Consider the following 20768-nt stretch of genomic DNA (forward strand, 5'->3'; position numbering starts at 1 on the left):
TGCTCGCCTTCGGCCTGGTCGTCACCGACGCCGGACCGCGCGGCTCCGCGCTGCTCGCGCTCCGCATGCTCAGCGGGCAGTCGGCGGGCACGGGTGACGGAGCGTGCCGGGCCGGCTGGGGGTGTGGCGGTGTGGGCCCCGCGCCTCGGGCCGGTCGGCGCCGGGGTGCGACGGGCCGGCCGGGGCGATGGGGGTCCGTCTCCTGCGCAAACCGGTGAACTCGTGGGCCGTTCAGTCCTATTCTTCTGGTCGTGGCAGCGATCCCGGGTGAAGTGGTGGGCGGCCGGTACCGGCTGGTTGAAGCGGTCGGTCAAGGGGGCATGGGGCGTGTATGGCGCGGTGACGATCAGGTACTGGAACGCATGGTCGCCATCAAGGAGGTCGTGTTGCCCCAGGGCGTGGTCGGAGAGGAACGGCGCCGCCTGTTGCTCAGGGTGATGCGCGAGGCCCGGGCCGCTGCTCGCCTCAACCATCCGGAAATCGTCACGGTCCATGACGTTGTGGAGTACGAGGCCGCGCCGATGATCGTGATGGAATTCGTGTCCGGTCGTTCCCTGGGCGCCGTGATCCGCGAGAACGGACCTCTGCCGGAAGCCCGCGTGGCCGCCATTGGGGTAGCCGTGGCCGGTTCCCTGGCTGCGGCGCACGAGGCCGGGATCGTCCACCGCGATCTGAAGCCGGACAACATCCTCATCTCCGGGGACCGTGTCGTCGTCACCGATTTCGGGATCGCCGGCATGGCCGACGCAACGGCACTGACCAGCTACGGTGCGGTCATGGGCACGCCGCAGTTCATGTCGCCGGAGCAGATCGAGGGCGGGCACGTCGGCGAGGCCTCCGACCTGTGGTCGTTGGGAGCGACGCTGTACACGGCTGTTGAGGGTGAACCTCCCTTCAGCGGTCCGACACTCACCTCTCTCCTTGCGGCGATCCTCACCAAGGATCCGCGCCCGGCGGAGAAGGCCGGCCGGTTGTCTCCCACCTTGACGGCGCTACTGGAGAAGGACCCCATGCGGCGCGCCACCGTCCGCGAGGCGGCGGGCTTGTTGCGTCCCGACAGCTCGGCGGCACACCGTGCACTGCTCGCGCAGGTGGCCACGGCTTCGCAGACAACAGAGCTCGCCGGCCGGCAACAGGACGGGAGCGGGGCAGCGCAGGAGGCTGTTCGGCGCCACCGTGAGCGGCCCGCGGAACATGTGACGACACCCGAGCCAGTCTGGCGCAACGTGCTGGAACGAGTCCTGCCTCCTGCGCTTCTGCTCGCGCTGTTCACGGTCAGCCTGTTCATGCCGGCCTACGGGAGCATGACCGTCGGGGAGACGTTCGCCGTCGGCAGGGGCGCCCTCCGGCACGTTCTTGCGGTGACCGGGCTCATAACGATGATGGTCACCTCGGCGGTGCTCGGCCCGGGCTCACGGGTATCAGTGCGTCTGGCCGGATACGCGGGAGCGCTGCTCACCACCGTTTCCCTCGTGTTGCTGAGCCAGTCCAATCCTCCGTACTTCGACTGGGACGACGAGCGGCCCCGCCAGATCCTTTCCGGAATGTGGCTCTTCTACCTGGCTACCGCCCTGACCATCGCCACCCTCGTCCACCGCGATGTGCGTACGCGCACCCGTGGGAGAACAGCACGCCCCGGCTCGGCGAGTCCGGCTTGATCTGCTCCGGTGGTCCTTGCCGCCACGTGCCATGACCGGCGCTGCGGCCGTGGAGTCAGGCGGGCATCTGTCGGAGCACATGATCAGACGAAGGCCGGTTCTACGTACGGCAGTTACCGATATGAGTGATCAAGTTCGGCAGCCCGTTCGAGGCCGGCGCTTAAAGATCAAGCTAGGGGATGCGCCAGATCTGCTCCTTGGCGCCGGGAGTGCAGCCCCCGAAGGTCAGTTGACGGCCGGGGCCGTTGTCCGTCAGACAACTCCCGGGATTGTACGGAGGCTTGATGAGGTAGGTGCCGGAACCGACGTCGGTCAGCCGCCAGGTCTTGGCGTAGAAGGACTGGGCGAGCTCGACGGCCGCACCGCCGGGCATCGTGCCGAGCGGGGGATGGTTCACGCTGCACGCATGGAAGGACGCGTCCTTCCCGGAGTCCTTGCGCACCCAGCCGAACTGCGTATGACCTCCCATCACCACGTGGACGCCGCTGGACGTGCTGTCCGTGGCCAGACCGACCGCCAGACCGCTGCCGACGTTGGTGATGGCGCCCCAGCCGGCCCCGCCACAGCCCTGGGGCACGGTGGGCGCCGGTGGGGGCGTGGAGGCCGGTGTCGACGCGGAGGTGGTGCCGGGACTGGTGCCCCCGGCCGCTGCGCCCCCGCCACCGGCCCCGGGCCCTCCGGGCACTCCTCCGTTCGCCTGCCCGCCGCCGGCCGAACCCCCGCCGGCCGAACCCCCACTCGCCGAACCTCCGCCGGCCGAACCCCCGCCGGCCGAACCGCCTCCCACGGCTGCGCCCGCACCGCCGCTCTGTCCGCCGGGGACCGGCACCGGAGCACCTGCACCGCCGGCGGCCGGCGCGTTCTCCCCGGTTGCCGGCGCCGTCACCGGGGGCGGCGTGGACGACGGGGCGGCGGGCGCGCCCGATCCGGACGCCGCACCCGCGCTCTGGGTGGCAGTCGGGAGGAGGGACGCGTCCGCGGACCCGGTCGCGAGCGGCGTGCCGTTGGACGCGTCCGCGCGGGCCTGCCAGGGCAGGATGTCGAGCCGGTCGACGGTCACCACACCGGTCACGAACATCACCGGCACGACGACGGCCACGATCGTCCGCCGCCGTGTGTCCCTCGGGTGCGACGGATTCGTCGTGGCGCCGGACGTGCCGGACGTGTCGGACTCCGCACCTGCGCCGGATGCGCCGGCCGCCGGTTCGGCCTTCGGCTCGGGCTTCGGTTCGGCCCTCGGTCCGGCCTTCGGCTCGGGCGTGACGGGCAGACCGGGCGGGACCACCGGCGGTGCGGCGCCACCGGCCGCCTTTCCTGGCCGCCGGCCTCCCAGCACCACCGTAGGGCCTCCGTCGGCGGCGTCACCCAGCTCCGCCCGCGCGCCGGCCACCGCGGCCGCCATCGCGGCGGCGTCCGCGAACCGGTCCTCGGGCTTCTTGGCGAGCGCCTTGAGGACCAGCGAGCGCACCGCCTGCGGCAGCTCCTCCGGCAGCTCCGGCACCGGCTCCCGGACGTGCTTGAGCATGATCTCCAAGGCCGTCTCGGCGGCGAACGGGACTTCCCCGACGAGCAGTTCGTAGCAGACCACGCCGATCGAGTAGAGGTCGCAGGACGGCGTGGCGTCCCGCCCCTCGCACCGCTCGGGAGCCAGGTACAGCGACGTACCCATCACCGCGTTGGAGGCGGTGAGCCTGGCACCGGCCGGGCTCCGGGCGATCCCGAAGTCGGTGACGGTCAGGTGGCCGTCCTCGGCGAGCATCAGGTTGGACGGCTTGATGTCCCGGTGCACGATGTCCCGCCGGTGGGCGGCGTCCACCGCGTCGAGCATCTGGGCGACGATGTCGAGCGTCCGGCCCACCGGCAGCGTCCCCAGCTCCGCGAGCACCTGGTCCAGCGGCCGGCCGCCGAGCAGCTCCATCACGATGTAGGCGAGCCGCCCGGTGGAGTCCTCGTCCTCGCCGTAGTCGTAGACGTCCACCACACCGCGGTGGTTGAGCGCGGCGAGGGTCTTCGCCTCACTCCGGAAGCGGGCGGCGAACACCGCGTCGGAGAGCAGCGCCGGCAACACGATCTTGACCGCTACTCGCCGTTCCAGCACCTGGTCCTCGGCCTGCCAGACCTCGCCCATCGCGCCGCTGCCCAGCCGTTCGGCCAGGACGTACCTGCCCCCCAGGACCGTCCCCTGACCCCACATCTCGTATCCCCCATGCGGCGCCCGCCGCGCCGTCGCGGCGAGACGCATCCCGTTGTTGATCTGATCGAACGTCATTCAGCCCGAAGAGCAGCAAATCAGGGCCAGTCTGCCGGTGATTCGCGTCCGGTGTAAGGCTTTTCCTCAAGCGCCTCCGTTCGGCCTCGCGGAGCGGCCCGGCGCGGGCACCGGTCCTGGGCAAGGCCCGGGTCGTCTTCGACCGCAAAGGCCTGGACAGCTCGATCGAACGCGACCGCAGGTGGATCACCGAGCGCGCCGAGCAGGCCCGCGCGTTCTCCCGGCGACTGAGCCGCAGCACCAGGACCACGAAGGCGCGCCGGCGCGCGAGACGGGCCGGTGGTCCGGTCGCGCACCGTACGGGCATGCCGCCGACGCGGCAGCAGGCGCCCTGAGCATCCTGATGCGCCGCCTTGCCGGTCGGCTGTGGGTCGCCGACCACAACGGCTCCTCCTGGCAAGGAGCGCAGACCATCCCGGGAGCCACCCCTGGGACGCACCGGCCGCCTGCTTCAACAACAAGCTGTACACGATGTACCTGCGCCGACCCCGACCCCGGACGCAGGCCCGAGCAGCAAGAACCGCCCGCGCGCCCGCCGGAACACCGCCCGCCGCCTGTCGGAAGGCAGGCGCCCGGAGTCAGCCGCATCACACGGCGACGCCGACGATCCCGGCAATGCCGAATGGATGAACCCGACGAAGCCGGCCAGCCCCTGGCGGTGGCCGCCTGGCTCGAAGGACTGGAGCAGCCGGCCGCGGCTCCGGCGGAATTTCGCACGTTAGGAAGACTCGAAATACTGATGGGGCGGATAACCAAATCGTATGGCCGACAGACTGTTCTCGTGTCTCCGCAGCCGCTTTGAGAAGTCCGGGGATTTCGGTTCCGTGGCTCCCGGATCAGGTCGGTCGGCATCCATCTGATGCCTGGTCAAGAATGGTGATGCGGCAGCCGCCCGAGCCGTTCGCGACGTCGCCGGATCTGGCGGTCGAGGTCCAGCCGGTCCGAGGCTTATGCGTCCCCAACTCTTCCTCATGGGTGGACACTTGAAAGCTCCCCGGAAATCGCTGATCGACCGCTCCGAGCACCGGTCCGTGGATCCCTTCCCATCGGACGGTGCGACGCGCATTGCCAGGGATGTCCCGGCCCTTGAACGAATCGACCTGGCTGGATCAAGGACCGGAACAACAATCCGATCCGTTCACCCGGCCCTTGTGTCACCACCCCGCCCGGATTCCGCAGGCGAATTTCCGGTGCACGAGCATTGACAGCGTCGCTGCGTCGGCGTTGTAGTTCACTTTCATCACCCCGCCCCGATTCCGCCGGTACCGGTGTACCTCCGTACCGGCCCGCCCGAGCGGCGGAAGAGTCACATCAGGCCGACCTGCGCTGCCCCCCACCCGGGCGCAGCAGGGGCCTGGATACCTCTTACTGCCCAGCCCACTACCCGCAGGTGCCCCGCCCCCGCTCCACCCCACCCCCGGCTCGGCCACCCCCCGGTTGAGCGCCGTGCTTCCAGCAGGGCCGATCGGCACCCCATCACCTCAGGAGAAGACCATGGACGACTCTTCCCGTCCCCTGTCCGAGATCAGCCGCCGCAGGGTGGTTCAGCTGCTGGGCGCCGGCGCGGTGGTGGCTGTCGCCGCCGGCAATGCCATGACCGGCACCGCGGTGGCGCACTCGCACGCCTCGTTGGGACTGGTTGCGGCGGTGCTGGATGACATCGACGTGCATACGAACGCCCAGGGGCTGAAGGCGGGTCCGCCGCCGCCGCGGCACCCCGACGGGCGGGAACAACGACGGCCGGCCGGGGCAACCGTGGCCATCCGGGCCGCGACCGCCGCCGTGCCGCAACCGGCGCCCCGGTACCGGTCGGCCCGGGCCCGGATCGGCGCGTTCGTCTGCCGCACCTGCAACAGAACCGGTGTGCGGCTGGTGGTGATCGACGAGATCCACCGCCCCAACCCCGCACCAGCTACGCGGCCTGGGTGTGCTGCCCAGCGGCCCGACCGCCTCCGCCGGGCGGCCCGGGACCTCGCCACCACCCATGGCCGGGGCTGCCACGACACCGGTTTCGGCGCCCGCATCCCTCTCTGACGGCCCACCAGCACACGAGGTCGGTCAGAACCCCGACCATGCACACCACGCCGAACCGAGTCACGACCACGACCGGGGCCGGGGAGCACCGGGCCAGGAACAGTCGGATCCACAGGTACGGCACCGCCGCCGGTTCGCGGAACCGCAGCGCATGCCGGAGCCGGTACCCCCGATCCTTGATCTGTTGGATGCATCGGAGACGATGCGGCCGTGAACGACTTCGAAGAGTTGATCAACCGAGTTGTGGCTGCGTCGGCAGCGAGTGACCTGCCCCAATCTCCGGTTTCCGCCGCCGAGCTGGCCGAGGCCGAGCGGAAGCTGGGCTTTCGCCTGCACCCCCTGCTCGCCGCGCTCTACCAGAGGGTCGGCAACGGCGGCTTCGGTCCCTCGGACTCCGTTCTGCCGCTCTCTGGTGGGCCGAACGCGGACTGGGAGACTTCGGTCGTGCAGGGGTACTTGGACAGGATCCCTCCGGAAGGATCGGACACCTGGTGGTCGTGGCCCGAAGGGGTCGTGCCGGTGCTGGACTGGGGCTGCGCGATGTTCGCGTGCGTGGACTGTCGCAGCGACGACGGAACCGTCTTGCTCTTCGAGCCCAACGCGATCAGCGGCCAGGACGTGTCCGGGGCGTGGTTCGTCGACGCAGGCAGCCTCGCCGAGTGGCTTGGGGCGTGGCTTGACGGCCGAGGCTGGTACGAAGCAGACGTCGTCAACGGAGGTTTCCCCCGGGCCCGCTGGGCGGACGCGGCCTCGCGGCTGTAGTCGGCTCGGGTCAGGGGCGGGTGAGGGTCCGGATCCTCGGAAGCCGGAACGAGGCCCGGCCACATGGACCTTTGAGGGCTGGTGTCGAGCCCGCACGCGGTCAGTGGCCCCGGTCGTCGAGGATGCCGGGGTCGGACGGGGCGGCATGGACCACGAGGAGGTCGGGCTCCTCCGGTTGCTCCAGTACCACGATCAGGTTCACCATCCCACCCTGCGGTGGCCGGCCCCGGGGCGCAGCCGGGTGCGAGCCGTCCGGGCGCGGACAGGGGTGGGGGAGCTGTGGGGCGGCGAAGGCCGGGCATCGTCCGTGCCCGGCCCGTCGTCGGCTCGGGGCTGCGTCCGGAGGACTCGGTGGAGGCCTGTTCCCGCCGTGCGTCCAGTCCTCCGGGCCGCGGACTCATTCCTCGATGGTGGCTCCGACAGGGCTCTTGCCATCACTTCGAGCGTGCTCCCGACCGGGTGGTGGGCCAAGGTTGAGGAGTGAGCTGTGCCCCGCGACGTGGACGATCGGCACGTCCAGCAGGTTCATGAACCCCACCGGCAGGCGGGCCCCAGGGCCTGTCACCGCCGCCGCGCTGTCCGACCGGGGCCGGGTGAGGCGCCGGAAAGAGGAACCACCCCACTCTTTCCATGATCAATCTATAGCGTCCACGGGGGCTTGCGGCAAGGCCCCGGTCATGGCGCAGAATCATCGACCTGACCCGGCGGCCGGATTCGCCGGATTCCACAGGAATGAGAAGCCCTTGCGCGTGTTGTTGTCGACATACGGTGCCCGTGGCAGCGTGGAGCCGATGGTGGGGCTCGCGGTGCGGCTGCGGGAGCTCGGTACGCAGGTGCGGGTGTGCGCGCCGCCGGACCAGGAGTTCGTGGAGCTGCTGGCCGGTGCGGGCGTGCCGATGGTGGCGGCCGGGGAGCCGGTACGGCCGGTGGTGACCACCGTGGTGCCGGGCTCCGCAGCGGGACTGGCCCAGCGGGTGGCGGACTTGATGGCGGCCCAGTTCGAGACGGTCGCCGCGGCGGCCGAGGGGTGTGACGTCCTGGTGGCGACCGGCCCGCTGCCGGCCTCGGCGGGCGCACGGTCGGTGGCGGAGAAGCTGGGCATCCGGTTCGCGTACGTGAGCCACTCGCCTGTGAGTCTGCCGTCCCCGCACCAGCCGCCGCCCGCCCGGCGCGGCCACCCGCTGCCGCCCGGGGTCCGCGACAACCGGGAACTGTGGGAGATCGACGCCCAAACCGCCAACGGGATGTTCGGCGAACTGCTCAACTCCCGGCGCGCGGCGATCGGTCTGCCGCCGGTGGACAACGTCCGTGACTACGCCTTCACCGACGCCCCCTTCCTGGCGACGGACCCGGTCCTGAGCCCGTGGCCGCCGACGGACCTCGGTGTCGTCCAGACCGGTACCTGGTTCCGGCCGGACGAGCGGCCGCTCCCGCCCGGGCTGTCGGCCTACCTGGACGCCGGCGAGGCACCGGTGTTCGTGGGCTTCGGCAGCATGCCGATGACCACCTCGCCGGATGTGGCCCGGGTGGCGGTGGAGGCGGTCCGTGCGCAGGGGCGCCGCGTCCTGCTCTCCCGCGGCTGGGCGGAGCTGGATCTGACCGACGGTCAGGACGACTGCTTCGCCGTGGGCGAGGCCGATCACGCGGCGCTGTTTCCCCGGGTCGCCGCCGTCGTGCACCACGGCAGCGCGGGCAGCACGGCGACGGCCGCCCGGGCCGGTGTTCCGCAGGTGGTGGTGCCGCAGGGCGCGGACCACCCGTACTGGGCCGAGCGTGTCACGGAGTTGGGCATCGGCGTGGCACACGACGGCCCGACCCCGACCACGGCGTCCCTGGCCGCCGCGCTGGGCGTGGCCCTGGCCCCCGAGACCCGCGCCCGGGCGAAGGCCGTGGCCGGCACCGTCCGTACCGACGGCACGACGGTGGCCGCGAAGCTCCTGCTCGACCCGGAGAGCTGAGCCGGCCCACGCCGCCAGGCACCCGTGTCATCCCCGTACCCGTCAGCAGCGACACCCCCACCCTGAGGACCTGCCCGCTCGGGCCGGACTCGCGCTGAAGGCGTAGCACCAGGCAGCCGCGTCCACCGGCTCGACACCGAGGACGCTCGGACCCCCGGTTCCCGTCCCCCCGGGGACCGACGGCAGGGCCGGGGAGTGCCGGCGTCCCGGTTCCCGTCCCCCCGAGCCCCGCGACCACCCGCCCCGGCAGGGTGCAGCACTCCCTGCCCGGCGGCCGCGGGGTCAGGGGGAGTGGATCGGCCGTGCTGGAATGTGTTTTCGGCAGATTCTTCCTGGACACCTCACGGTGTCTCGTCGCCGAGTTCCTCGCCGTAGTGCCAGTGCCATCGCCCCCAGGGGATGTCCCAGGTGGGTGTGCCGGCGCTGGGGCGGGGGACGACGGGCAGCGGTCCGGGGGCTGTTTCGATGAGGTGGATCAGTGTTCAGCCGGCGCCGTAGCAGTCATCGGGTCCGAAGCAGGCAGCCAGGGCGTGGGCTTCCTCGGCGGTGACAGGTTCGGTGATCGCGGCCAGTTGCCGGCTGCGTCTGTCGAACTCTTCTTCGGTGGAGTCCCAGTCGGGCAGCGGGCCGTCGGCGACAAAGACCTGGACTTCGGTTCTCATGATGCACCGCAGTGTTCCACGACGGTCTGCCAGAGCCGCGGTCAGGGCCGACTGAAGGGAGGGCGTCTGCAGAGGCGGGGATCCGCGAACGCCCTGATCGACCCGCTGTCCCGCACTCGCAGATAGCGGAGACCACCAGTACTGCTGCAGCACGCCGGCTCGCCGGACGTCGCCGGCCTGCGGACGGCCGGGCTCGATGGGTTGTACTTGGCTGGTCAAGCTCTGCATGCCGTGGCTCTACTCGTCTCCGCACTTCTGATCACCCGCTTGTGATTGCGCCGGTGTGGCATCAACACCTTTCTGAATGACGGCGGTTCGAGCTGGAGGCGAAGGGAGACGAGTACACCTCCGGGCTGCGCGAGGTGGTGGAGGCGCGGGCGGCCGGAATGCCGGCCCCGCACGCCCCAGGTGCTCCCGGTCGGCGGGGCGGGGGTCTACCGGCCGTCGGACACGCCGTTCCACCCGTTCCACCTCACCGACTCCGGATCGTTCGCGAGCGTCGACCACGGGGTGAAGTTCGGCCACCCGGGTGACGTTCCGATCAAGGGGGACTGGAACGGGGACGGCACCGACTCGTCCCATGCTTCTCTCCGGGTTCTCGTGGGCAGGACGTTGTGCGGCGACATGAGGCCCACGCCGAAGACGGGCCGCACGGGAACACATCTGGCACGTTGGCACGCCGGGACGCCTCTCGCGTCTGCGGGGTGCTCTCACCACCTGGGGGGCGTTGTGAAACGATTCGAAGAGGCCGAGCGGTTCGCGTCCCGGCTGCGCGCGTTGCGCCGGAGGGCCGACTACAGCTACGAGGTCCTCGCCCAAAAGACCGGCATCAGCCGCTCGACCCTTCACCGCTACTGCACGGGCACGTCCGTTCCCCAGGACTACGGCCCCGCCCACCGCATCGCCCTGGTCTGCGGAGCCTCCCCGGCCGAGCTGCGCGAACTGCACCGGCTCTGGGCCCTGGCGGACGCGGCGCGGGCCGGGAACGGCCTCGGGGAGGGCGTGGAGTCCATCGAGACCACGGAGGCCGCGAGCTCCATCGAGGCCACGGAGGAGGTCGCGGAGGTCGGGGGCACGAAGGCCGCCCCCGTCGAACCACCGGACCCCGCCCCTGGCCCGGATCCTGGACCCGCCCCTGGCCCTGGCCCCGCCCCTGGCCCTGGCCCCCGGACCGGTGGCTCACCGGCCCCGGTCCGGAGCCGGGTTCGGCGGCGCCTGGTCGTGATGGGCACGGCCGCCGCCCTTGTACTCGCCCTCGTGGCCTGGGGAGTCTCCGCCCTGTCCACAGGGGCGGGTACGAGGGCGGCGCCGGGCGGGCGGGCGCTGTTCTCGCAGACGTGCGGGCCCGTGATCAGCATGGGTCAGCACGACGAGTGCGTACGCGAGGTGCAGGCGCTGCTCGACAAACGGGGCGCCCGCATCAAGGTGGACGGCTCGTTCGGTCCTGAGACGCTGCGCCGGGTGACGGCGTTCCAGGTGCTTGCGGGCCTCGTACCGAACGGAGTCGTGGGGGATCCGACGAAGAAGGCTCTCCACGAGTCGTCGGTCCGGATGGACACCTGGTCGCCGGAGCAGGTCCGCCGGCGGGTGCGCGAGGTGTTCCCGGAGGTCCCGGATGACGCCGTGGCCATCGCCGACTGCCAGTCCTTCCTGGATCCCCTGCACATCCTGCCGAACACCAACGGCACCAGGAACTGGGGGGTGTTCCAGATCTCGGACGCGCGCCTGGGCGAACTGGGCGGGACACCTGCCCGGGCGCTGGACCCCGAATGGAACATCCAGGCCGCCCGGAAGCTGTGGAGCCGCGAACTCGGCTTCGGCGACTGGCCCCACTGCGAGCGGGCCCTGAAGCCGAGCGCGCCTGCCTCGCCTCCCCCGTGAACGGCGAGGCAGGCGCGTACGGATCAGCCGAGGACGTTGGCGAACCGCGCGAACGCGGCCCTGGTGCCGTCCCCGGCGATGCCGTCGATCGCACCGGTGTAGCCGTAGTACTTCTTCAGGAACCGCTGCAGCGCCTTGATCGTGTCGGGGCCGGGGATCCCGTCCATCGGGTCGGTGTAGCCCCAGTGCGCCGTCAGGAAGTGCTGCATCGCTTTCCAGCTGTTGGTGCCCAGCATTCCGTCGATGGCGTCCCGGTAGCCCCAGTTGTTGGCCAGCCAGCGCTGGACGTTCTTGGCCTGCGTGCTGCTCAGGCCCAGGTTGTTCGTCGCGAGCACGCCGGCTTCGGCGCTCACCACCGGCTGGGCCGCCGGCGCGGACGCCGCGAAGGCGGTACCGGCACCCGCGAGCGTTCCGATCGCCAACCCGACCACCGCGGCGGCACTGACGATCGACCTCGTCACAACGTTCGGTCGCATGCTTTTCCCTTCATTCCTTCGTTCCTTCGGTCCTTCGGTCCGGCAAGGACGGGAGCGACGCTGTCAGGGTGCCGGTAATGCCCGCAATGCAAGGCGGCCGGGTGGGACGGCGGGACGCGTCCCACCCGGATGACCTGGGAGTCTCGCCCGCCTGCCGGGACGGGAATGGGACAGGGGAACAACGAAGACCCCACAGGGGGAGGGGCTTCACCGCCCGCACTGCCTCGATGAGGCCGCAGTGCCTGGCGGGCAGGCCGAGCGAGCTTCTTCGCAGGGTGGCTTCGCTCACCCATGCGGCTGTACCCGGATCGCCGTCGTCTTCGCCGGCTGCGGAGGCTGTCATCAGGTGCCGCGCCGCGAGTCGATGCTCTCCTCGCGCATCTGCACCTGGCAGCACGTCACCCGCCTCACGCCCGAGGAGGTCCAGGCCGTCCTCGAAGCGGGTTGGACGTCCGGCCCGGCGGAGGGCTCCCGCCCGAAGGACGCGTTCGATGCGGCGCCGCCGGGGGTGCCGGAGGTCCACCCGCTCGCCATGGCGAGCGTCTTCCCTCCGCAGGATGTCGAAATCGGGGCCCCGCCGGAGTTCCGCGCCGTCGCGGGGGCCGGCCAGGCCGGCCGGAACCGCAGGGCGGGCCGTGCCGGCGTGCTGGAATGTCCTGACCGTGGCCCCTACGCGTCACCACTCCGGGTGAGTCCGTTGCCGGACGGCTCCATCAGGGGGGCCGGGACCGGCGAGTGGCGGCGGCCGCTCTGACCGTGGAAATTCAGCTCGGCAACGTCGCCGCCCGCCGTCGGCGCACCATCCAAGTCGTCCCCGACCAGGACTGACCAAGACCTCCGGCGACACGGCCCAAGACCCCGGACAACCGGCGCCTGGCCGCCGCGATGCCGACGCCGCACCACACCCCGCCGCCGCCCGCGCAGCCTCCGACCGCCGCGCCGACCCGCCCGGTGCGCCGGACAGCTGTCAGCGGAAGCCGCCCACGCCCGGCGGGGGTCCCGGCCACCCCGGATAGGGCGGAGGCGGCTGCGGAGGGGGGAAGTGGTTCGGCTCGTATTGCCAGCCCGTGTCGGCCGGACGGTTGTCCTGACCGCCGCCGCCGGTGCTGGCGATGGACCAGAGCAAGACCACCACGAATATCGCTACAACGACGTGTCGCACGATCCGCCCCTCCTGTCGGCCGCCCCATCGGCCCACGACGTACGCGCCTGAGCTCCCCTTCGGCGGCCTTCCTGCCCTCATGATGCCTCGCCGCGCGCACTGCTACACGCCAACCAGCTTGCAATCATGGAGAGTTGACCTAGATCGCCTGTACCGTCCCTGCCGTGCCGGGCTCCTCGGGCGGCCACGTGCCCACCAGCCGACTACACAGCGGCGCAGCCGGCCGGGGCCGGCGGGGCGACCCGAGGCGAGCCACGCTGCGCGCCCGCCACCACGACGACGCCGGACTGCCCCGCCTTCCCGGCCTTGACCTGTGGTTCGGTCGGGAGCACGCTCGAAGTGGTCGCAGGCAAGCGCTTGGTTCGGAGCCGCCGCCATCGAGGGACGAGTCTCCGGGAGCGGAGGACGGGCACGGTGGGGCCAGGACTCCGTCAGGTCCTCCCATCGGAGTCCGGAGACGACGATGGGCCGGACGCGATCGGCATCCGGCCTTCGCCGTCCCACGCCCCCCTTACCCGGGCCGCGCCCGGACGGCCCGTCCCCGGCTGCGCCCGCCGACCGTTTCACCGACGCCCGGACGCTGCCCAGGCAGCCTCTGGCGCCCCGAGCACTGAAGAGGATCCGCGAAATTGTTCTGGCCGAGTCTTCGTGAATGATCGCCAGGCAGGCCGCAAGGGCTGTGATCAGCTCGGCACCCCCACCCACGTCGCCCGCGCCGCCCACCTCCTCGCAGCCGGCCGCCGCTGGGACCTGCCCGTCCGCGCCTGCGAAGTCCTCGCCCCCCGCGGCACCCGCCTGTCACCCGCACTCCAGGACATGCTCGCCGACGGCGCCCTACGCCCCGACACCGCGCTGCGCCTGGCCGCTTTCGAGGCCGCCGAGTTCATCCGGCGGGAATGAGTTCCCGGGAGGCGGGCGGGGGGAAGGGACGGACGACACCGGCACGATCCGGGTGGGGATCACGGCGGAGGTCAGGACTCGTGCGTGGCGGGCTTGCCGGCCGTGTCGTCGGTGGCGGGCTCCGGTGGGCGGGGGTGGAGGCCGGGGCCGAGGGGTGGGCCGGCCAGGGGGGTGGGGGAGAGGTCGGCGGGTTGTTCGCCGGCCTCCAGGAGCGTGTCGGCGGAGCCGACGATGAGGGTGTCCGGGACACCGACGGCCGCCTCGTCCTTGCGGTCGTAGTCGATGCGCCACAGCAGGCTGCGCATGGCTTCGAGCCGGGCGCGTCGTTTGTCGTTGCTCTTGACCACGGTCCAGGGGGCGGGGCGGGTGTCGGTGGCGCGGAACATCTCGACCTTCGCGCTGGTGTAGGCGTCCCACAGGTCCAGGGAGGCGAGGTCGACGGGGGACAGCTTCCACTGCCGTACCGGATCGACCTGCCGGATCGCGAAGCGGGTGCGTTGTTCGGCGCGGGAGACGGAGAACCAGAACTTCACCAGCAGGATCCCGTCCTCGACGAGCATGGCCTCGAAGACGGGGCACTGGCGCAGGAACAGCTCGTACTGGCCGGGGGTGCAGAAGCCCATGACCTTCTCGACGCCGGCGCGGTTGTACCAGGAGCGGTCGAAGAAGACGATCTCGCCGCGTGCCGGGAGGTGGGGGACGTAGCGCTGGAAGTACCACTGCGCGGCCTCGCGCTCGGTCGGCTTGGCCAGGGCGACGATCCGCGCGCCGCGGGGGTTGAGCCGCTCGGTGAACCGCTGGATCGTGCCCCCCTTGCCCGCCGCGTCGCGGCCCTCGCAGATCACCACCAGTCGCGCGCCGGTCTCCGTCACCCAGCGCTGCAGCTTGAGCAGCTCGATCTGCAGGATCCGCTTGGTCCGCTCGTACTGCGCACGCCCGATCTTGCGCTCGTAGGGGTAGTTCTCCCGCCAGGTGCGGATCGGCGCGCCGCGGGAGTCCAGCAGCACGGGTTGCTCCGGGCGCCGGGCGTCCACGCTCAGCCCCGCCAGCAGATCCTCGGCCTCCGGCCGCGGCACTTCCTGCTCGTCCACGCCGCGCGCCTACCCAGGCAGGCTCCGCACAGCCGCGACCGGCAGCAGTTGGGCCGGCAGGACTGGCGATCATGACCGACCGCCCCCGGCTGCGTTGCGCCGACCGGGCCGACCACTGCGGCGCGCGGTCGCGGAACCGGCCCCACCGGCCCCACCGGCCCCACCGGCGCCTACGGCGCAGCGGCGCCGTCCGTGCGGGCCTGGGAGCGGGGGCCGGGTCCCGCCTGCCTGTCGATGGCCTGCAGGTCGAGGCGCTCCGTGTCGGTGAGATCGGTGTCCGCGTCGAGGGTGATGGTCGGGTCGGTGAGGAGGGTGAGGAGGGCCTCGACGGGCAGGGCGTCCTCGGCGGGGTGGCGCAGGTGGGTGTGGGGGGCGATGCGGTAGCGGTTGCGGCGTCCGTCGCGGGTGTGGGTGAGGTAGCCGTCGCGTTCCAGGTCGCCGACGACGGCCTGGACGGCGCGCTCGGTCAGCCGGCACACGGCGGCGATGTCCCGCAGGCGGCTTCCGGGATCGCGGGCGATGGCGGCCAGCACCCGCGCGTGGTTGGTCAGGAACGTCCAGTTCGTCCTGCGCGCGGCCGGGGGATCGGTGTGTGCCATACCAGACATCGTAGGATCCATCGTTCCGGTCCTGCCATGGATGAATCACTATTCGTGTATCAGTTGACGTGAAAACCGGATCGGGACCACCCTGGAAGGGCACCCCCGCCGAGCAGGAGTACCCACATGCCCGCCGATCCCTCCGCCGACGGCCACCGTGAACCCGCGGCCGGCGCCCACCCGCCCGTGCGCACCCGCATGCGCCTGGCCGACACCCTGGTCCTCGACATGGCCACCGGCCCCGACCGCACCCGCGCCGCCCTCCACGGCGAGATCTCCCTCGACAACACGGACACCCTCCACGACACACTCGACAAAGCCCTCCACACCTCCGGCACCGGACTCGACCTCGACCTCTCAGCCCTCAGCTTCTGCGACAGCACCGGCCTCAACATCCTGCTGCGCCTGCGCCTGGCGGCCCTGGCGGAGGGCCGCACGCTGGTGGTGGTGGCGATGAGCAGCCAGGTACGGCGCCTGTTCGACATCACCGAGACCACCGAGTTGTTCACCCCGCCTGTTCGCGTGAGCCGAAACCCGTGACCACCCTCTCCGACCCACCGCGATCCCCGCCTGCGACCACGGTCCTGGCCGTCGGCCTCCACCTGCACGGCGCCGGATCCAGCTGCTGCTGCTGCGCCCGCCGGCCGGGCGGACGGCTGTCGGCGCGCCCCTCGGCCGCGTCGACGAAGGCCCGATCGTCGCTGCTGTCGGCACCGGCACCCCGCCGACGGGTGCGGTGGGCCGGCTCCACCCGCCCCTCACCGTGTCCGTGCACCGCTCGGCCGACCGGCCTCCGGTCTTCGCCGCACTCGTCGGCGCCACCTTCACGCACCCGGGACCGCCGTTCCCGCGCCCGGCCGCTCACCCGTCATCGCTCCGGGATCCGTACGACGCCGATCACGACATCAAGGAGTCAGCCCGCATGCGAACGCCACCGGACGGCGGACAGCACCGGCCCAGCGACACGGCCGGGAGCGCATGCCGAGCCGGCGCCTCCAGGGGAGCGGGGCAGCGGTGAACGCAGGGTGCGCGCGGCGGGGCTTCGGTGCTCGACGCCGGGAGAGTCGAGGACGGCGTTGACGGCGAGGACGCGTGTCCGCTCCCGTGCGCCCCGTTCCGGGCCGGCATGGTCGGGCCTGTGGCTTCCGCAGGGCAGCGCGATGCCTGGGCGGGGCTCCACGCTCTTGTGGCCTTCCCCTTCCCTCAGCAGAACGATCGCGTCCATGGGCAGTGCTCGCAGGTGTGACGGCGGCCGGTGGTCGGTCGCAGTGGTACTCGGCGGGCGATCGGCGCGCGGGCGCGCCGGGCGAACCACCCGCGTGCCGCAGCCCGCGCGCGAACGGACCGGCGCGCGGCCAGACTCGCCCCCGTGAACCACCCCGGCCCACCCGAGGGAGACCGCCTACCGTGAACGACCAGCACACCCCGCAGGACCCGACCGAGCAGCATCCCCAGCCGCCGTTCCCCGAACAGTCCCAGCCGCACCCGGGCAGCGGGGAGGAGATGGAGCCCCGCCCGGACCACGGCGAGAGGAGCTACCGTGGCACCGGCCGCCTGAACGGCCGCACCGCACTGATCACCGGCGCCGACTCCGGCATCGGGCGGGCCGTCGCCCTCGCCTTCGCCCGTGAGGGCGCCGACATCGCCTTCTGCCACCTGCCCGCCGAACAGGGCGATGCCGAGGAGACCGTCCGCCTCGTCACCGACGCGGGCCGGCGCGCCCTCGCCGTGGCCGGCGACCTGTGCGACGAGGACTTCTGCGCCGACCTGGTGGCCCGCAGCACCGAGACGTTCGGCGGCCTCGACGTCCTGGTCAACAACGCCGCCTACCAGATGTCCCAGCCCGAGGGCCTGGCCGCGATCACCAGCGAGCAGTTCGACCGGGTGATGAGGACCAACCTGTACGGCATGTTCTGGCTCACCCGCGCCGCCCTGCCCCACCTGCGCGAAGGCGCCTCGATCATCAACACCGCCTCCGTCCAGGCGTACAAGCCCAGCCCGCACCTGCTGGACTACGCGATGACCAAGGCCGCGATCGTCGCGTTCACCCAGGGCCTTGCCATGCAGCTCGCCCCCGAGGGCATCCGGGTCAACGCCGTCGCCCCCGGGCCGGTGTGGACGCCGCTGATCCCGGCCACCATGGACGCGGAGAAGGTCGCGCACTTCGGCGAGCAGTCACCGCTGGGCCGCGCCGCCCAGCCCGCCGAGATGGCACCGGCCTACGTCTTCCTCGCCTCCCAGGAGTCCTCCTACATCACCGCGGAGATCGTCAACGCCACCGGCGGCACACCCCTGCCCTGACGGGAAGGCCGGCATCCGCGGGCTGGCGCGTCGCCCGATGCGTGCCGCCGAAGAACGAGGGGAGGGAACCGACCGGGTCGGCCCCGGCGGTGCGCCACTTCCTCCACCAGGGGAGGCTGGTCTGCCCCGCTGGGGAGGCACCCAACCCCGCCCTCGACCCCGGCCGGGACTACTGGCCGGGCGTTGCGTCGCCTTCAACGGGCTGTTCGGCCCGGCTGCGGCGGTGTGGGTCAGTGGCTGAGCGGTGGTTCGGTCGGAGGTGGGGGCACCGGTGCGGGGTCGAAGCTGAAGGCGAGTGCCGGACGACGGGCGGCGCGGTGTGCCAGACCGACCTGGGCGGCGAGGCCTGGGTGGCGTTTGATGATGTCGGTGATCACCTGCTGCGATGCTGGCCCTTTGAGGGAGGCGTCGGCGACATCCTTGGCGAAGGCCTCCGCGTCTTGGCGGCTGACTTCCTTCGGCAGCTGGGCCAGCAGAGCGTCCTTGATGATCCTCCGAGTGATTGCGTCCTTCATGTCGGACTCCTCAGCACGACGGGTTCGGTCCACTGTACGGGGCTCCGCATCCCCCCAGCTCGGCGATCGGCCACAGCACCCACTGGGCCTTCTCCTCCGCCCACTGCTCGCGTTTGCTCAACGGGATGACGTCCACGTCGCGGGCGTGGTTCAGCATCTCTCGGACCTGGCGCTTCCAGCACCCGTCGGCGGCTTCCTTGCGGCCCTGGTGGGCGGCCCCGATGAACTCGCAAGCGAAGAGCGCGTCCTGCCCGCCCCGCAGCAGCAGGCCTTCGAGGCTAGTCACTGTTCTCACCCCGTTCATTGCTGTTCCCGGCGGCCTCGTCCTCCGCGGTTCCTCTGCGGGAGCGGGGCTGGGGCCGGGAGCGTTCGGCTGCCCGCTGGGCAGCCCGTTCGGCGATCTCCTCCATGCTCTGCTGGCGGCGTCGGCCGACCCTCGTCGATACGGACGCCCCGGCGAGCGCACCGATGAGCGCGGGCACGATCAGCCAGCCGCACACGGACAGCGGCCACACGAGGTAGGGGTAGTCCAGGTTCCGCGGCGACAGCCTGCCCACGAGGATGTCCCATGCGTTCGACCAGCCGAGGAAGAAGCAGGTCTGCAGGAAGAGGGCGACGAGGGCGCCCACGATCCACTTGCCGGTGGTGGCCACCCAGTGGGGAATGCCGCCCAGGGCGTCTCGGTCTAACACCACACCTCCCCCGGGGAGTCCCGGGGCACCGCGCAACGAGCCCTCTCTTCGACGGTAGGCCGGGGGCCGTGCGCCCGCCATCCGCCTTCCCCGCCAGGCACGGGATTCAGGGTTGCCGGACACCTGGAGCTGTCGGCCTCCCGCAGGCAGGAATTCCGGCCCCAAGAAGCCCAGAGCTCCAGTCGGCTGCGCGGCGCGATTTCCCATGGGAAATCGGTGACGGTGACAGCCTCTACGGCGCGGGGCGGGCCGCTGCCTTGAGCTTCAACCCGGCCTTCGATTGTTGCGGCGGTTTCATAGATCGCCCCCGGTGGTCCTCCGAGACGGGCGCAAAGCAAGCCGCCCCTCGGGCCTGCGGCTCTACCAGCCGTCCATCGCGCGGACGTCCCCGGACAGGGCGTAGCGGCGGCAGGCCAGCAGCTCGTCGGTGGTGGTGCCGATGTCGTTGGCGATGCGGCCCAGGTTGTCGGTGGCCTGGCGGTCAGAAATGTAGGCCGGGGAGACCTCGAGGGCGAGGACGCCGATGCGGTGCTGGGCGGCGCGGCCGGGCAGTGGCCGATCCTGCGCGGCCGCCACTCCAGGCCGCGGCCGAGCGTGCCGATCGCCTGCTGCCAGTCGGTCAGCTGGAGCAGCAGGCCGCGCACCAGGGCGTCGACGGCGGCCGCCGGGTCGGTGTCGAACGCTCGGGCCTCGGCGGTGGCCTCCGCCAGGACGTCTTCGTCCAGGTCCTCGAAGGCCTCGCGCCACGCAGCGGCCCGCTTCTCGTAGGCGGCCAGGGCGGCGTGCAGCCCGGCGTTGAGGGCGGCGGGTGACCACGGCAGCGGGGTGCGGGGTGGGCGGACGGCGGTGGACAGCACCCGCCCGGCCCCCAGGGCGAGCCCACGCCGAGTGGCGCTGCTCATCCGGCGGCCGGTACCTCGGCAGCCCGGCTGGCGTCAGTGGCGGCCTCGAGCTCGGCGGCCAGCACCTCAAGCTCGTGGGCGAGGTCGCCGAGTACGCAGGACGGGAAGGCGGCGGCGATTGAGCAGACGGTGATCAGCGGCATCCGCTCGCCGGGGTGCAGCTTCGGCAGGGTGCCGGTGGTGTGCGAGGCGCCGAGCACCACGTCCTCCGCCAGGGTGTAGCGCAGCTCCTCGGCCAGCAGGCCGTCGCTGCCCGGGATGATCTCGCGGCTGCTCGCCCGGACGATCGCCTCGGCCACCCGCTCCAGCAGCCGGCCGTGCTCCTCCTCGCCCTGGCGGCTGACCAGCTCGCGCACCCACGCGGCCGCCGCCTCCCCCGCGCCGGCCACCCGGTGCAGCGCCGCCAGCTCGGCCGCGCGCTGCACCTGGTCCTCGCCGTCGAGGGCCTCGGTCTCGTGGGTGTCGGAGTGCAGCGGCAGCGCGGACAGCGCAGAGGTCGTCATACCGGTGCAACCGACGCGGAGCCCGGGCGGTCACGGGTGCAGCAAGGGTCGCCTTGCGGCACGAAGTGCAGCGCTGCGCAGCGCGTCCGCTCTCGCTGCGCAGTGCCCGGTGCGCTGTGCGGGTGCCGGGACAACCTGCTCCTGCGCGGTTGCGTCGTGCGGGACAATCTGCAGGACAAACGAACAGCCGCGCCTCCGACCCCGGCCGGGACTACTGGCCGGCAATTGCGTCCATCTCCTCACCCTTGACCGGGGGCTGGGCCGGGAGGACGCTCGAAGTGGTGGTGTGGCGCTGTGACGGCGCCCCCACCAGGGTGAGGCCTCCGGGGATGGAGGAACCGGGTGGGTTCGTGCTGGTCCCCGCCGGGTCCTTCGAGAGGGCCCCGGAGACGACGACAGGCCG

At 71.9% G+C, this 20768-nt stretch carries 19 protein-coding genes; 8 read left to right on the forward strand and 11 right to left on the reverse strand.

The window, feature by feature from the left end; translation table 11 throughout:
- Window positions 1-251 precede the first annotated feature (251 nt).
- Window positions 252-1658, forward strand: coding sequence for a serine/threonine-protein kinase (locus tag ACWGB8_RS20935; protein ID WP_452215033.1), 1407 nt, complete (start codon window positions 252-254; stop codon window positions 1656-1658).
- A gap of 172 nt (window positions 1659-1830) precedes the next feature.
- Here ACWGB8_RS20935 and ACWGB8_RS20940 read toward each other — a convergent pair whose 3' ends face one another.
- Complete coding sequence (locus ACWGB8_RS20940; RefSeq protein WP_452215034.1) at window positions 1831-3927, reverse strand: serine/threonine protein kinase; 2097 nt, start codon at window positions 3925-3927, stop codon at window positions 1831-1833.
- Window positions 3928-5421: 1494 nt separating this feature from the next.
- Here ACWGB8_RS20940 and ACWGB8_RS20945 point away from each other — a divergent pair.
- The 3 genes from ACWGB8_RS20945 (at window position 5422) to ACWGB8_RS20955 (ending at window position 8681) form a co-directional block, all read left to right on the forward strand.
- Entirely contained in the window at window positions 5422-5961 is a 540-nt protein-coding gene (locus tag ACWGB8_RS20945) for a hypothetical protein (protein WP_452215035.1), read from the forward strand.
- Window positions 5962-6171: 210 nt separating this feature from the next.
- Window positions 6172-6723, forward strand: a complete 552-nt coding sequence (locus ACWGB8_RS20950; protein WP_452215036.1) for an SMI1/KNR4 family protein — start codon at window positions 6172-6174, stop codon at window positions 6721-6723.
- Window positions 6724-7514: 791 nt separating this feature from the next.
- The gene (locus ACWGB8_RS20955) at window positions 7515-8681 is read left to right on the forward strand and encodes a glycosyltransferase (RefSeq protein WP_452215037.1); all 1167 of its coding nucleotides are present in this window, start codon (window positions 7515-7517) and stop codon (window positions 8679-8681) included.
- Window positions 8682-9163: 482 nt separating this feature from the next.
- On the opposite strand, the gene ACWGB8_RS20960 is transcribed toward ACWGB8_RS20955, so the two are convergent.
- A complete protein-coding gene (locus ACWGB8_RS20960; protein WP_452215038.1) occupies window positions 9164-9343 on the reverse strand; it encodes a hypothetical protein in 180 nt (59 codons plus the stop codon).
- A 729-nt stretch (window positions 9344-10072) separates the two neighbouring features.
- Between ACWGB8_RS20960 and ACWGB8_RS20965 the strand changes: the two genes are divergently transcribed.
- A complete protein-coding gene (locus tag ACWGB8_RS20965) occupies window positions 10073-11224 on the forward strand; it encodes a helix-turn-helix domain-containing protein (RefSeq protein WP_452215039.1) in 1152 nt (383 codons plus the stop codon).
- A 23-nt stretch (window positions 11225-11247) separates the two neighbouring features.
- Here ACWGB8_RS20965 and ACWGB8_RS20970 read toward each other — a convergent pair whose 3' ends face one another.
- Together ACWGB8_RS20970 and ACWGB8_RS20975 are read right to left on the reverse strand one after the other, a co-directional pair.
- A complete protein-coding gene (locus ACWGB8_RS20970) occupies window positions 11248-11700 on the reverse strand; it encodes a peptidoglycan-binding protein (RefSeq protein ID WP_452215040.1) in 453 nt (150 codons plus the stop codon).
- Between the two features lie 342 nt (window positions 11701-12042).
- On the reverse strand, window positions 12043-12234 hold the full coding sequence (locus ACWGB8_RS20975) for a hypothetical protein (protein ID WP_452215041.1): 192 nt from the start codon (window positions 12232-12234) through the stop codon (window positions 12043-12045).
- Window positions 12235-13510: 1276 nt separating this feature from the next.
- Here ACWGB8_RS20975 and ACWGB8_RS20980 point away from each other — a divergent pair.
- The gene (locus ACWGB8_RS20980; RefSeq protein ID WP_452215042.1) at window positions 13511-13762 is read left to right on the forward strand and encodes a hypothetical protein; all 252 of its coding nucleotides are present in this window, start codon (window positions 13511-13513) and stop codon (window positions 13760-13762) included.
- A 71-nt stretch (window positions 13763-13833) separates the two neighbouring features.
- On the opposite strand, the gene ppk2 is transcribed toward ACWGB8_RS20980, so the two are convergent.
- Window positions 13834-14853, reverse strand: coding sequence for a polyphosphate kinase 2 (gene ppk2 / locus ACWGB8_RS20985; RefSeq protein WP_452215043.1), 1020 nt, complete (start codon window positions 14851-14853; stop codon window positions 13834-13836).
- A 170-nt stretch (window positions 14854-15023) separates the two neighbouring features.
- On the reverse strand, window positions 15024-15452 hold the full coding sequence (locus ACWGB8_RS20990) for a helix-turn-helix transcriptional regulator (protein ID WP_452215044.1): 429 nt from the start codon (window positions 15450-15452) through the stop codon (window positions 15024-15026).
- 126 nt (window positions 15453-15578) lie between these two features.
- Between ACWGB8_RS20990 and ACWGB8_RS20995 the strand changes: the two genes are divergently transcribed.
- Window positions 15579-15992 (forward strand): STAS domain-containing protein, encoded by a 414-nt coding sequence (locus ACWGB8_RS20995; RefSeq protein ID WP_452215045.1) that lies wholly within the window; start codon window positions 15579-15581, stop codon window positions 15990-15992.
- Window positions 15993-16859: 867 nt separating this feature from the next.
- The gene (locus ACWGB8_RS21000) at window positions 16860-17753 is read left to right on the forward strand and encodes an SDR family oxidoreductase (protein WP_452215046.1); all 894 of its coding nucleotides are present in this window, start codon (window positions 16860-16862) and stop codon (window positions 17751-17753) included.
- Between the two features lie 230 nt (window positions 17754-17983).
- Here the strand turns inward: ACWGB8_RS21000 and ACWGB8_RS21005 are convergent, their stop codons facing one another.
- The 5 genes from ACWGB8_RS21005 to ACWGB8_RS21025 all read right to left on the reverse strand — a co-directional run bounded on the left by ACWGB8_RS21005 (window position 17984) and on the right by ACWGB8_RS21025 (window position 20365).
- Entirely contained in the window at window positions 17984-18268 is a 285-nt protein-coding gene (locus ACWGB8_RS21005; protein WP_452215047.1) for a hypothetical protein, read from the reverse strand.
- A 10-nt stretch (window positions 18269-18278) separates the two neighbouring features.
- Window positions 18279-18554, reverse strand: coding sequence for a hypothetical protein (locus tag ACWGB8_RS21010; RefSeq protein WP_452215048.1), 276 nt, complete (start codon window positions 18552-18554; stop codon window positions 18279-18281).
- On the reverse strand, window positions 18547-18963 hold the full coding sequence (locus ACWGB8_RS21015; RefSeq protein WP_452215049.1) for a DUF6313 family protein: 417 nt from the start codon (window positions 18961-18963) through the stop codon (window positions 18547-18549). The genes ACWGB8_RS21010 and ACWGB8_RS21015 overlap by 8 nt, the downstream gene beginning before the upstream one ends.
- Window positions 18964-19320: 357 nt before the next feature.
- Complete coding sequence (locus tag ACWGB8_RS21020; protein WP_452215050.1) at window positions 19321-19536, reverse strand: hypothetical protein; 216 nt, start codon at window positions 19534-19536, stop codon at window positions 19321-19323.
- Between the two features lie 322 nt (window positions 19537-19858).
- On the reverse strand, window positions 19859-20365 hold the full coding sequence (locus ACWGB8_RS21025; RefSeq protein ID WP_452215051.1) for a hypothetical protein: 507 nt from the start codon (window positions 20363-20365) through the stop codon (window positions 19859-19861).
- Between the last annotated feature and the right edge of the window lie 403 nt (window positions 20366-20768).

The organism is Kitasatospora sp. NPDC054939, assembly GCF_053610105.1.